Below are 12,780 nucleotides of genomic sequence, written 5' to 3' on the forward strand. Positions count from 1 at the left end.
ACACCCGGGCACCCCCGCTTGTGCCTACTTCTTCGTTACAGCGGACCATAGCGGTGTGCAGCAGGCACCGGAAACCCCGGTATTCGATCCAGAGTCCATCGACGGCGCGGTCGCCGATCACGTCGAACGGGCTCTCGCCGACTACCTGGCCACCCGCCACGCCGGGATGGCCGAGATGGCACCGTCGTTCGGCTCCGCGGTGGCGTCCCTGGCCGAGTTCGTGCTTGGCGGCGGCAAGCGGCTGCGGCCGACCTTTGCCTGGTGGGCCTGGCGCGGCACGGGCGGCTCGGGCTCGGGTGCGCAGGCCGACGCCGTTCTGCGCGCGGTCAGCGCCCTGGAGCTGATCCAGGCCTGCGCGCTGGTGCACGACGACCTGATGGACGCCTCCGCGATGCGCCGGGGCAAGCCGACCGTGCATGTCTCCTTCGCCGCGCGGCACCGCGAGCGCGGCTGGCTGGGTGAGTCCGACCGCTTCGGCGCGGCCGCAGCGATCCTGCTCGGCGACCTCGCCCTGGCGTGGGCCGACGACATGTTCGCGGGATCCGGCGTCGACCCGCGGCGCCAGGCCGACGGCCAGGTGCCCTGGCGGGCCATGCGCGCGGAGATGCTCGCCGGGCAGTATCTCGACGTGCTGACCCAGGCCAAGGGCGACGAGTCGGCTGAGGCGGCGCTCAGCGTCGCACGGATGAAGACCGCCGCCTACACCGTCGAACGCCCGCTGCACCTCGGCGCGGCGCTCGGGGGCGCGCCCGAGCCGACAGTGGCCGCGCTGCGCTCCTTCGGCGCCGACATCGGCCTGGCCTTCCAACTGCGCGACGACCTGCTCGGCATGTTCGGCGACACCGATGTCACCGGCAAGCCCGCCGGGGACGACCTGCGCGAAGGCAAGCGGACCCTGCTGATGTCGGTCGGCATGGCCAACGCCGACGCGGCCGGACGCACGGCGGACGCGGCACTGCTGCGGGCCGCGCTCGGCGATGGCGACCTGACCTCGGCCACCGTCGAGCGGGCCCGTGAGGTGCTCACCGATCTCGGCGCGGTCGCCGAACTCGATCGCCGCATCGACGAGCTGACCGCGAACGCCCTCGGCACCCTGGCCGCCGCCGACCTCGACGCGCCTGCCGCGAAGGTCCTGTCCGACCTCGCCGTCGCGGCCACCCGCAGGGCGCACTGACCGTGGCCGATCGCAAGACCATCCCGGGCCGCACCGACCACGTCGTCGTCGTGGGCGCGGGGCTGTCCGGTCTGTCGGCCGCCCTGCACCTGGCGGGCACCGGCCGCGAGGTGACCGTGATCGAGGCCGCCGCGAAGCCGGGCGGGCGCGCGGGCCAGGAGACGATCGAGGGCTACCGGGTCGACACCGGCGCGACCGTGCTGACCATGCCCGAACTGATCGACGAGGCCTTCGCCGCGGTCGGGACGTCGCTGGCCGCCGAGGTCGACCTGATCAAGCTGGACCCGGCGTACCGGGCCCGGTTCGCCGACGGCAGCACGATCGCGGTGCACACCGACGCCGCGGCCATGGAAGCCGAGATCCGCGAGGCGGCCGGACCTCGCGAGGCCGAGGGCTACCGCAGGCTGCGCGCCTGGCTGACCGACCTCTACCAGGTCCAGCGCGACCGGTTCATCGGCGCCAACTTCGACTCCCCCACCGACCTGGTCGGCCCCGAACTGGCCCGGCTGGCCGCGCTCGGCGGCTTCGGCAGGCTCGGCCCCGCGGTGGGCCGGTTCTTGTCCGACGATCGGTTGCGCAGGCTGTTCTCGTTCCAGGCGCTCTACGCCGGCGTTCCGCCGAGCCGCGCGCTGGCGGCGTACGCGGTCATCGCCTACATGGACACGGTCGCGGGTGTGTCGTTCCCCCGCGGCGGGATCGGCGCGGTGGCCGAGGCGATGGCGGGCGCGGCCGCCCGCGCGGGTGTGCGGGTTCGGTACTCGACCAGCGCGGCCTGGCTGGAGCGGGTGGGCACCCGGGTCGGCGCGGTGCGCACGACGACGGGCGAGCGGATCGCGTGCGACACCGTCGTGCTGACCGCGGACCTGGCCGCGAGCTACCGGCTGCTCGGCGTGACGCCGCGCCGCCCGCTCGCGCTGCGCTACTCCCCCTCCGCGGTCGTGCTGCACACCGGCACCACGCGGTCGTGGGCCGAACTGGACCACCACACGATCTTCTTCGGCCGCGCCTGGGAGCGCACCTTCCAGGAGATCACCCGCGAGGGCGTGCTGATGAGCGACCCGTCGCTGCTGGTCACCCGGCCCACCGCGACGGACCCGACGCTGGCCCCGCAGGGACGGCACCAGATCTCGGTGCTGGCGCCGTGCCCGAACCTGCGGACCGGCCCGATCGACTGGCGCCGGATCGGGCCGCGCTATCGTGATGATCTTGTTCGGGTGTTGGAGCAGCGCGGCCTGACCGGGTTCGACTCGTCGATCGAGATGCAGCGGCTGGTCACGCCCGCCGACTGGGAGGCGGCGGGCCTTGCCGAGGGCAGTCCGTTCTCCGTGGCGCACATATTCGCCCAAACTGGACCCTTCCGGCCGAGGAACCTGGTCCGGGGTGTCGATAATGTGGTCCTCGCGGGTAGCGGGACGACGCCTGGGGTGGGGATCCCGCCGGTGGTGATCTCCGGCAGGCTCGCCGCCCAGCGGATCGCCGGGCGCCTGGTGACCGCGACGGGAGTGCGGGGGCAATCTGTGAGCGGACTGTGAGGTTCCGTGAGCGGATTGATCGCCGCCGACAGCGATAATGCTGCGGCGGGCGGCGGCGACATGTCAGTGAGGTGGGGTGCGGTGACCCGGGTACCAAGGCGCGGCCGGTTGGCGGCTGTGTTCGGATCGGCTGTGCTCGCGGTGGCCGGATGCAGCAACGCCGTGTCGGGCAGCCCGATCGCGGCCGACGTGGCGCCGCCGACGGCGGCCGAGTCGATCACGCAGTCGCTGATCAACCTGGGCGAGGCGGGCGCCGTCCACTACAAGGGCACGATGTCGTCGGCCTCGGACGACCCGGTGACGTTCGACCTCACCGCGGCGCAGACCGGCGAGATCCACGGCACGTTCACCCTCGACGGCAAGGCCGCCACGCTGCTCGTGGTCAACAAAGCCACCTACGTCAAGGCCGCCGCCGACTTCTGGGCCGCCCTGTCGGGGGTCGCCAACGGCGAGAACAAGGGCACCGCGGTGGCAGACCGCTGGGTCAAGGTCCCCGGCAGCCTGATCGGGGTCGAGTTCGGCGACGTGTTCCTCCCCGACGTGCTCGGGCAGAACCTCGCCAAGGGCAGCGAACAGGCGGGCGAACGCGCGATCGGCGACGGCGAGCGGGTCGACGTCGGGTCGGCGCGCGCGGTCAAGGTCACCACCGGCGGCGGCACGGTCTACGTCGACGAGAAGGCGCCGCACGGCGTGCTCAAGGTCGAGACCGAACGGGTGGGCCGCGCCGACACCAGCAGCGTGCGCGACCTGGTCACCACGGTCACCGACGCCTCCAGCGAGCTGGGCAAGTTCTACCAGGACACCGCCACCCAGGCGGCGGGCCTCACCGCCCCCATCGACGTGCTGACCACCGTCACCGAGGGCACACACAACTTCGACGCCTGCGGCGCGGCGAGTTGCTCGATCATCGTGCAGTTCACGAACCCCGGGAAGGTCGCGGTCAAGGTGTCCGTGCGCGGCGTGTGGCAGGGCGACAACGCCCCGCTGGGCGTGTGCGACGCCACCGCGGGCCCGGTCGCCCCTGGTCAGGGCGGCAGCGCCACCTGCACGCTGGCCAGCCCGGAGTGGGTCAAGTTCTACCAGCGGGCCAACTCGGTTCCGGGCAACCACCCGTACAGCGTCGAGTGGTCGACGGTCGTCCTCGCCGACGCGCCCGACCTGACGCAGCTCACCGAGCGCGCCGGCGCCAAGCCCGCGGATCCGAAGGCGGGCAAGGCCGAGGGCTCGCACTACGTCTACGCGATCACGTACTCCGACTCCGCCCGCCAGGCGAAGGTCTGGAAGTACGGCGTGGTCGCGGGCAAGTTCTGGGAGGACCACGCCGACCAGCAGCTGCCGACGTGCCTGCGGTCCACCGGCTCCGGCTGCGGAGTCGACCTGGTCACCGCGACCGACCAGGCGGCCTCGGCGCAGGGTCTGACCCAGCAGCTGGTCGACAAATACAAGACCGAGAAGGGCGAATGCCCCACCGGCCAGTGGTCGAGCTGTAAGCGCTGACACGTTCGAATCGGCTCCGTCGGGCGCGCGTGCGACGATGGCGCGCGCCATGCGTGCCCACGAACCCACCCTCCGAACCGCCTACGCGGCGTGCCGTCGGATCAACGCCCACTACGGTCGCAGCTACTTCCTGGCCACCCGGTTGCTGCCCGCGCGCAGGCGTCCCGCGGTGCACGCGCTCTACGCGTTCGCGCGCCTGGCCGACGAGATCGTCGACGCCCCCGGACCCGACCCGTCCGGCGCGCTGGGCGACCTGGAGATCTGCCTGAAGGACGCGCTGGCGGGCGAGCCGACACCGCACCCGGTGCTTCCCGCGCTGGCCGACACGGTCCGCCGCTACGACCTTGACCCGGAGTTGTTCACCGACTTCCTGGCGTCCATGCGGATGGACCTGACCGTCACCGACTACGCCACCCTCGACGACGTGGCCGTGTACACGCACGGGTCGGCCGGGGTGATCGGGCTGATGATGCTGCCCATCCTGGGCACGGTCGGTCCCCGCGCCGAGGCCGCGCCCTACGCGCGGGGTCTGGGCGAGGCGTTCCAGGCGACGAACTTTCTGCGCGACGTCGGTGAGGACTTGGCCAGGGGCCGGGTCTACCTGCCCGCCGACCACCTGGCGGCGTTCGGCGTCGACCGGGAGCGGCTGCTACACGCGGTGCGGACCGGACGGACGGACCGGGCGATCCGCCGGGCCATCGCGCACCTGGTGGCCCACACGAGGGCCCTCTACCGGGCCGCTGAGCCCGGTATCGGCCTGCTCGACCCGGTGGCACGGCCGTGCGTGGAGACCGCGTCGCGGCTCTATGGCGGCATCCTCGACGAGATCGCGGCGGCCGACTACGACGTGTTGGCCGGCCGCGCGGTGGTGCCCCCGGCCCGGCGGCTCGCGGTGGCGCTGCCGGGGGCGGCCAGGTGTCTGGCGGCGCGGATCAGAACGCGAGAGCCTGCGCGCGGCGCTTGACCTCACGGCCCCGGTCGCCGCGCAGCGCGTCGATGGGGGTGCCGGGGAGGGTCTCGTCCTCGGCGAAGAGCCAGCGCAGCATCTCGTCGGGGCCGAACCCGGAGTCGTGGAGCACGGTGATCGTCCCGACGAGACCCTTGACGATCTCGCCCTCGTCGTTGAGGAACGCCGCCGGCACCAGCAGCACCCCCTTGCGGCGGATGGCGATCAGATGGCGGTCACGCAGCGCCTGGTGCACGCGGGTAATGGGCTGGTTCAGCCGCTCGGCGACATCGGGCAGCGGAAGCACGTCGACCGAGGCGTCCAGGACGTCGGTGGCGGCGGGAATCGAACTCACGAGGAACAACGATAGTCACAACGGTCTCTAGGTCACAGATACATGGGGGACGCCACGCCCGTCGGCGTGGCTCCGTACGATCCACGACTGTGGCGGACAAGGGACCGAGGCTGATCGGAGCACTGCTGGAGCAGCGCTACCGAGTCGACGCGCTGCTCGCGCGCGGGGGCATGTCGGCGGTCTACCGGGGGCTCGACACCCGGCTGGACCGGCCGGTGGCGATCAAGGTGATGGATTCCCGGTTCGCCGACGACAAGTCGTTCGTCGAGCGGTTCGAGCGGGAGGCCCGATCGGCCGCGAAGATCCACCACCCGAACGTGGTCGCGGTGCACGACCAGGGCCTTGACGGCGAGCACGTCTACCTGGTGATGGAGCTGGTCTCCGGCGGCACCCTGCGCGACCTGCTCGCCCAGCGCGGGACGCTGCCCGCGCCGCTGGCCGTGGCGATCATGGAGCCGGTCCTGGCCGCGCTCGGCGCCGCGCATGACGCGGGCCTGATCCACCGTGACGTGAAGCCGGAGAACGTGCTGATCGGGGCGGGCGGCGTGGTGAAGGTCGCCGACTTCGGTCTGGTCCGCGCCGTGGCCAGCCCCGGCACGACCAAGAGCAGCGTCATCCTCGGCACTGTGTCCTACCTCTCACCCGAGCAGGTCGAGGCGGGCACCGCGACCGCGCGCGGCGACGTGTACTCAGCGGGAATCGTCTTCTACGAGATGCTGACCGGCAGCACCCCGTACAACGGCGACAACGCGCTGTCGGTGGCCTACCGCCACGTCAACGAGGACATGCCCGCGCCCGGCTCGTCCACCCCGGGCATCCCGGCGCTGCTCGACGACCTGGTGGTCCGGGCGACCCGGCGCGACCCGGAGTCGCGGCCCGCCGACGGCGCCGCGTTCCTCCGCGAGCTGCGGTCGGTCCGCGAGCAGCTCGCGCTGCCCCGGATGCGCGTGCCCGTGGTCGAGGCGCCGCCGATCGACCTGACCGATCCGGTGGCGCCCGACGACATCGTCAAGCCCGTCGGGGAGGACTCCACCCGCGCCGTGGCCCCGGTCCTGGCCGATCCCGAGGCGACCGTGCGCAATATGCCCGTGCCGAACCTGGCGGTGCCGCCGCCCGACGCGACGGTGATGCGGCAGGCGCCGACGGGTTTCAGCGGCGGCGGTCCACAGGGGACGCGCGCGATGCTGCGCTCGGACCTGGAGAAGGTGATCGACTCGGCGGCGGCGAACCCGATGCCGCCGACCGGCCCGCACCCGGTGCCGCACCACGCGGGCCCGCACAGCGGCCCGATCCACAGCGGTCCGATCCACAGCGGTCCGATTCACAGCGGTCCGATTCACGCGGGCCCGCCCGGTCCTCCCCCGCCGCCACCGTCGCAGACCAAGAAGATCGTCGGCTGGAGCATCGCGGGCGTGGTGGCGCTCGCGGTGCTGGTCACGTCGCTCTGGTGGTTCACCAGCGGCCGCTACACCGAGGTGCCCGCGGTGCAGGGCAAGGATTCCGCCACCGCCGAGCAGGCGATCCGCGCGGCCGACCTGAACCCGAACATCACCACGGTCCGGCACAACGACATCGCCGCGGGCGAGGTGATCGGCACCGAACCCGGCGCGGGCGCCGAAGCGCTGCGCGGCGACGAGGTGAAGCTGATCGTGTCCGCCGGGCGCCCGGTGGTGCCGGACGTGGCCGCCGGGTCCACTGTGGAACAGGCCGAGCAGCTGATCCGCACGGCTGAGCTGCAGCCGCAACGCGACGACGGGAAGAACGTCTTCGACGAGAAGGTCGCCAAGGGAACGGTCGTGCGCCTCGACCCGCCGCCCGGCACCAAGCTGCAACTGGGCCAGCGGGTGATCATCGTGCTGAGCAAGGGACCGGCCCCCAAGCCGGTGCCCGACGTGCGCAACAAGACACGTGACGAGGCGTTCAAGCTGCTGCAGGAGCAGGGTTTCGAGCCGTTCGACGGTCCCGCCGAGTTCTCCGGGGAGGTCGAGGGCGGACTCGTCATCCGCACAGATCCCGCGCCCGGGACCAAGATCGCGCCGGAGGCGAGCAAGCGGGTCTCGGTCGTGGTGTCGAACGCGGTCACGGTGCCCGACATCGGCAACAAGACGGTGCCGGACGCGCAGGCGGCGCTGGCGGCGGTGGGCCTGGAGTTGGAACTGGGCGTGTTCAACAATCCCAACGGGATCATCCGCGCGCAGAACCCCGCGCCGGGCACGAAGGTCCAGCGCGGCACCAAGGTCGGGGCTTTCGCCTTCTGAGTGTGACCAACTCGATCGGGTGATACCGCCGAGGTCGACCCACGGGGGTAACCACGGTGTCATCTCGGTCTGGTGTCGTAGAGGCATGCCCCCCACGACCCCACTCAGCGGACTGGACGTCGCGTTCCTGAGTCTGGAACGCGCGAGCACGCCCATGCACGTGGGCGCGGTCGCGGTGTTCCGACCGGAAACCCCGGTCGATCCCGACGAGGTCGCCCGCCTCCTCGCCGCCCGGATCGACGCCATGCCGAAACTGCGCAAGCGGGTCCGGTCGACCCTCTTCCCGCCCGGCGGCGCCGAATGGGCGTCCACACCGGACTTCCGCGCGGCCGACCAGATCTCGGCGTACCGCCTGCCCGAGGAACTCGACCTGCTTGACGCCTACGCCTCGTCGTGGCTGGAGCGGCCGCTGGACCTGAGCAGGCCGCCATGGGACCTGCACGTCGTCACCGGCCTGCCGCACGGCGAGTTCGCGGTGCTGTTCAAGCTCCACCACGCGCTCACCGACGGCGCGGGCGCGGTCGAGATCGCCGCGGGCCTGCTCGACGGCCTCTGCGAGCGCCCGCCGCCCGCCGAGTCGGTTCCCGCCCCGCTGCCCGGGCTGCTCGACCGGCTCCGCCAGGGTGTGGACGTCGCGGGCTCGGTGGTCCAGGCGATGCGCGCGCCCTGGTCAGCTCCCCTGCTCAGCCGTACCACGCCCGCCCGCGAGTTCGCCCGGGTGCGCCTCGACCTGGCCGACATCCGGCACATTCGACGCACCCACGGCGGCACGGTCAACGACGTGCTCCTCGCGGTCCTCACCGGTGCCCTGCGCGACTGGATGGACGCCTCGGGGCGCAAGGTCGACGGCGTCGACGTGCGCGCGCTGATTCCGGTGAACATCCGGGGCCGCGGCGACGCGGGCGGCGGCAACCAGATCTCCGGCTACCTGTGCGACCTCCCGGTCGGCGAGCCCGATCCGGTCGCCCGGCTCAAGGCGGTCCGCACGGCGATGGACGCCAACAAGCTGGCGGGTCCGAAGAAGGGCGCGGGCGCGCTGTCGATGATGGCGTCCTGGCTGCCGCCGCTGGCCCACCGGGTCGGCACCCGGTTGCTCGCGGCGGCGACGCCGATGCTGTTCGACACGGTCGTGACCGCGGTTCCGTTCCCGCCCATGGTGTTGCGTCTGGCGGGCGCGGAGATGCGCGAGGTGTATCCGATCGTGCCGATCGCGCCCGGCCACCGGGTGAGCATCGCGGTGTCGACCTACCGCGACGGTGTCCACATCGGAATCAACGCGGACGCGGGGGCGGTGGTGAACGTCGGTCGCTTCGCCGACGCGATCGTCAAGTCGACGGCGACCCTGCACGAGCTCTGCGCCTGACCCGTGTTCTTTGCTGGTCGGGCTGCGGGTGGGGCGCCCCTCCTGGAGTAGTTTCCGCTCCAGGAAGGGCACTTTGTCTTGGTGATTACGAGCGCAGCATCTCCGCGACCAGGAAGGCCAGTTCCAAAGACTGCTGGGTGTTCAGACGCGGGTCGCAAGCCGTCTCGTAGCGGCCGTGCAGGTCGGCGTCGGAGATTTCCTGGGCGCCGCCGAGGCACTCGGTGACGTCCTCGCCCGTGAGTTCCACGTGGATGCCGCCCGGGTGGGTTCCCAGCCTGCGGTGGACCTCGAAGAACCCCTGGACCTCATCGACGATCCGGTCGAAGTGGCGGGTCTTGTAGCCCGTCGACGACTCGTGGGTGTTGCCGTGCATCGGGTCGCACTGCCAGATGACCTTGTGGCCCGAGGCTTCGACCTTCTCCACGATCGCGGGCAGGACCTCGCGAACCTTGCCGTTGCCCATGCGGCTGATGAGGGTCAGCCTGCCGGGCTCGTTGCGCGGGTCGAGCCGCTCGACGTACTCGACGGCCTGTTCCGGGGAGGTCGTCGGGCCGATCTTGAGGCCGATCGGGTTCGACAGCAGCTCCGCGAACGCGATGTGGGCGCCGTCCAACTGCCGGGTGCGCTCCCCGATCCACAGGAAGTGCGCCGACAGGTCGTAGAGCTTGGGCTCCGGGCCGGACGAGTCCAGCCGCAGCAGTGCGCGCTCGTAGTCGAGCAGCAGCGCCTCGTGGCTGGCGAACACCTCGACGGTGTGCAACGAGCTGTCCTCGACACCACACGCCTGCATGAAGCGAAGGCCGCGGTCGATCTCGGTGGCCAGGGCCTCGTAGCGCTCACCCGCGGGTGAGGTGCGCACGAAGTCGCGGTTCCAGTCGTGGACCTTGGTCAGGTCGGCCATGCCCGCACCGGTGAGGGCGCGCAGCAGGTTCATCGCCGCGCCCGCGTTGGCGTAGGCGCGGATCATCCGCGACGGGTCCGGCACGCGGGCCTCGGGCGTGGCGACCAGGGAGTTGACGATGTCACCCCGGTAGACCGCCAAGCCCAGCGCGTCGGTCTTGTTCGACCGCGGCTTGGCGTACTGCCCGGCGATGCGGCCGACCTTGACCACCGGCATGCTCGCGCCGTAGGTCAGGACGACCGCCATCTGCAGCAGCGTGCGGATGTTGCCGCGGATGTGCGGCTCGGTGTTGTCGACGAAGGTTTCGGCGCAGTCGCCGCCCTGCAGCAGGAAGGCCTCGCCGTTGGCCACCTCGGCGAGCCGGCGGCTGAGCCGGTCGATCTCGGCGGGCACGGTGATCGGGGGCACCGACTCCAACAGGGTGCGCACCTGGCGCACCTGGTCGGCGTCGGGCCACTCGGGCTGTTGCGCGGCGGGCCGCGCAAGGGCGTCGTCGAGTCGGTTACGCAGCGTCGGAGGCAGCGGGGGCAGCTCGGGAAGCGTGTCCACTGGCACGTCCACGGTCCAGTTCACGTGTCAAGAGTAGGAGGTCGGACTTGGCGACCGCACAGCGGGACACCGGGTCCCATCACGTGGACCGGTGTCGACTTGACCGATTCACCCTTCGAGGTGCGCCCAGTAAGGACATTTCCGCTGGTGGACGCCGGTTTTCACGCCCGAACCCTGATCTTCCGGGCACCCAGTCCGCCTCGGACACACCGGGGGCATGGACAAGATCGTTGCCTGTTTGCGCACGGGTGGTGACGAGCAGCCGCGTCAGAGGTCCGGCCTGCGGTCGACCCACGGGTGAGCCCGCTCGTATTGGCCCGCGAGCGACAGGAGCAGGCGCTCCGCGCGGTCCGACCCGATCAGCTGGACGCCGATCGGCATGCCCGTCTCGTCGCGGCCGACCGGGAGGGCGGCGACCGGGTTGCCCAGGACGTTCCAAGTCGGGAAGTACGGGATGCGGTGCGTCACGCCCGCGTACGTCGCGGACAGCCCGCTGCCGTGGAACTGCCCGATCCGGGTGGGCCTGCGGGTCCACGAGGGCTGCAGGATCACGTCGAAACGGGTGAAGAACTCCTCCATCACCCGCCGCAGGGGCGCCTCCCCCGCGTGCGCCCAGCGCAGGGTGCTGTCGGGGATGCGCCTGCCGAGGGCGGCGACCTTGCGGGTGCGCGGCTCCAGCCACTTCGGGTTCGGCAGCCTGGCGACGTCTTGGGCGACACCGCGCAGGTAGCGGATCAGGAACTGGGTGGACGGGCCGGTGCCGAGCGCGGGGTCGGCGACGGTGACCCGGTGGCCGAGGTCGCGCAGCCGGTCGGCGGTGTCGACGACGGCCCGCTTCCAGCGCGGGTTCATCGGGGTCGCGCCGAGCGGTGTGCGCCACGACAGGGCGATGCGCAGGGTGCCGGGGTCGGAGGTGACCGCGTCGCCGTAGGTGCCGCCGTCCTCGGCGATCACGTCGAGCATGGCGGCGGTGTCGGCGACCGTGCGGCCGAGCGGGCCGATCACCGACAGGCCGCTCCAGGTGCCTGCCCACGGAGCCACGTCGACGAGGCCCCGGGAGGTCTTGACGCCGAAGATGCCCGTGGCGGCGGCGGGCATGCGGATCGAGCCGCCGCCGTCGGAGCCGGTGGCCACGCCCACGATGCCCGCGGCGATGGCCGACGCCGAGCCGCCGGACGAGCCGCCGGGGGTGTAGTCGAGGTTCCACGGATTGCGGGTGGCGCCATAGGCCAGGGACTCGGTGAACGGCCAGAGGCACTGCTCGGGGGTGAGCGTGTGGCCGACGACCACCGCGCCCGCCGCGCGCAGCTTCGCGACGACGGCGCTGTCCTGCTCGGCGGGCGGTGACTGCGGGCGACCGCCCTTGGTGGTCAGCCCGCAGGCGACGTCGGAGTCGTCCTTGATGGCGACGGGGACGCCGAGCAGCGGTGTGCGCTCCCCCGCGTCGAGTCTGCGCTGCGCGTCCAGGGCGGCCGTTCGCGCCGCGTCGGCGTAGAGCACGCGGAACGCGTTCACCGTGGGGTTCACCGTCTCGGCCCGGCGCAACACTGCTTCGAGCAGTTCCGGCGCGGTGACCTGCCCCGCGCTCAGTGCCCGTGCCTGCGCGTGGGCTCCGGCCCAGAGCAGATCTTCCATGGCGGGCACCATACCCGCGGGTAGGGCTTCGTGGTCCGGTCGTTGAACCCCGGACCGGCCGCACGCGTTGTCTTAAGGGGATCCGAACCTGAGGAGACGACATGGCCAGATCGACCAGAGCGCTCGCCTTGATCACCACCGCCGCGGCCGCGTTCACGCTGACGGCGGGTGTCGCGGCGGCGGCGCCCGCGATCCCGCTGAACCCGGAACAGGAAACCGGGACGGTGGTCAGCGGCGGCAGCGGGTTCTTCACCTACGAGATCGACGGCAGCGAGCTCTGCTACACGCTCGAAGTGCGGAAACTGACCATGAGCCCCTTCGCGGCCCACATCCACATCGGCGACCGCGACGTGGCGGGCCCGGTGGTCGTCGGCCTGATCACCCCGCCTGCCGCGACCAGCACCGTCGCCGCGTGCGTCACCGCCGTCGAGGGCGGCGCGCTGACCCCGGCTGAGCTGGCAGGCATCGCCGCCGACCCACGGGCCTACTACGTCAACGTGCACACCTCTAACTACCCCGGCGGCGAGATCCGCGGCCAGCTCAAGTAGCCGAGCCCCGCGGTTGTTCGGC

10 protein-coding genes are annotated in these 12,780 nt (G+C 71.9%); 7 read left to right on the plus strand and 3 right to left on the minus strand.

The genetic code is table 11. From position 1 onward, the window contains the following. Window positions 1-55 precede the first annotated feature (55 nt). From GPZ80_RS26835 to GPZ80_RS26850, 4 genes are read left to right on the plus strand one after another with little or no spacing between them, the layout of a single operon-like run. Window positions 56-1,174 carry a polyprenyl synthetase family protein gene (locus GPZ80_RS26835; RefSeq protein WP_376771735.1) on the plus strand — a complete coding sequence of 373 codons (1,119 nt, stop codon included), beginning with the start codon at window positions 56-58 and terminating at the stop codon, window positions 1,172-1,174. A gap of 2 nt (window positions 1,175-1,176) precedes the next feature. Beyond that, window positions 1,177-2,706 (plus strand): phytoene desaturase family protein, encoded by a 1,530-nt coding sequence (gene crtI / locus GPZ80_RS26840; RefSeq protein WP_187223871.1) that lies wholly within the window; start codon window positions 1,177-1,179, stop codon window positions 2,704-2,706. A 6-nt stretch (window positions 2,707-2,712) separates the two neighbouring features. Then, a complete protein-coding gene (locus GPZ80_RS26845) occupies window positions 2,713-4,203 on the plus strand; it encodes a hypothetical protein (protein WP_187223872.1) in 1,491 nt (496 codons plus the stop codon). Between the two features lie 49 nt (window positions 4,204-4,252). Beyond that, complete coding sequence (locus GPZ80_RS26850) at window positions 4,253-5,167, plus strand: phytoene/squalene synthase family protein (RefSeq protein ID WP_246477518.1); 915 nt, start codon at window positions 4,253-4,255, stop codon at window positions 5,165-5,167. Here GPZ80_RS26850 and GPZ80_RS26855 read toward each other — a convergent pair. After that, on the minus strand, window positions 5,136-5,504 hold the full coding sequence (locus GPZ80_RS26855; protein ID WP_187223874.1) for an Rv2175c family DNA-binding protein: 369 nt from the start codon (window positions 5,502-5,504) through the stop codon (window positions 5,136-5,138). The two genes, GPZ80_RS26850 and GPZ80_RS26855, sit on opposite strands and share 32 nt — an antisense overlap. Before the next feature lie 89 nt (window positions 5,505-5,593). Here GPZ80_RS26855 and GPZ80_RS26860 point away from each other — a divergent pair, with 89 nt between their 5' ends. After that, the gene (locus tag GPZ80_RS26860; protein WP_312880603.1) at window positions 5,594-7,762 is read left to right on the plus strand and encodes a Stk1 family PASTA domain-containing Ser/Thr kinase; all 2,169 of its coding nucleotides are present in this window, start codon (window positions 5,594-5,596) and stop codon (window positions 7,760-7,762) included. Window positions 7,763-7,847: 85 nt separating this feature from the next. Further along, on the plus strand, window positions 7,848-9,125 hold the full coding sequence (locus GPZ80_RS26865; RefSeq protein WP_187223875.1) for a wax ester/triacylglycerol synthase domain-containing protein: 1,278 nt from the start codon (window positions 7,848-7,850) through the stop codon (window positions 9,123-9,125). 85 nt (window positions 9,126-9,210) lie between these two features. Here GPZ80_RS26865 and GPZ80_RS26870 read toward each other — a convergent pair whose 3' ends face one another. Next, entirely contained in the window at window positions 9,211-10,599 is a 1,389-nt protein-coding gene (locus GPZ80_RS26870) for a class II 3-deoxy-7-phosphoheptulonate synthase (RefSeq protein WP_187223876.1), read from the minus strand. Window positions 10,600-10,842: 243 nt separating this feature from the next. Next, complete coding sequence (locus GPZ80_RS26875) at window positions 10,843-12,210, minus strand: amidase family protein (RefSeq protein WP_187223877.1); 1,368 nt, start codon at window positions 12,208-12,210, stop codon at window positions 10,843-10,845. A gap of 101 nt (window positions 12,211-12,311) precedes the next feature. Between GPZ80_RS26875 and GPZ80_RS26880 the strand changes: the two genes are divergently transcribed. Then, complete coding sequence (locus GPZ80_RS26880; protein WP_187223878.1) at window positions 12,312-12,758, plus strand: CHRD domain-containing protein; 447 nt, start codon at window positions 12,312-12,314, stop codon at window positions 12,756-12,758. Window positions 12,759-12,780 lie beyond the last annotated feature (22 nt).

Source organism: Actinokineospora xionganensis (assembly GCF_014323725.1).
Taxonomy (GTDB): domain Bacteria; phylum Actinomycetota; class Actinomycetes; order Mycobacteriales; family Pseudonocardiaceae; genus Actinokineospora; species Actinokineospora xionganensis.

Excerpts from the sequence above, each read along its gene's own strand:
- GPZ80_RS26865 (WP_187223875.1), top strand. The coding sequence starts at position 7,848 with ATGCCCCCCACGACCCCACTCAGCGGACTGGACGTCGCGTTCCTGAGT.
- GPZ80_RS26850 (WP_246477518.1), top strand. The coding sequence starts at position 4,253 with ATGCGTGCCCACGAACCCACCCTCCGAACCGCCTACGCGGCGTGCCGT.
- GPZ80_RS26880 (WP_187223878.1), top strand. The coding sequence starts at position 12,312 with ATGGCCAGATCGACCAGAGCGCTCGCCTTGATCACCACCGCCGCGGCC.
- GPZ80_RS26875 (WP_187223877.1), bottom strand. The coding sequence starts at position 12,210 with ATGGAAGATCTGCTCTGGGCCGGAGCCCACGCGCAGGCACGGGCACTG.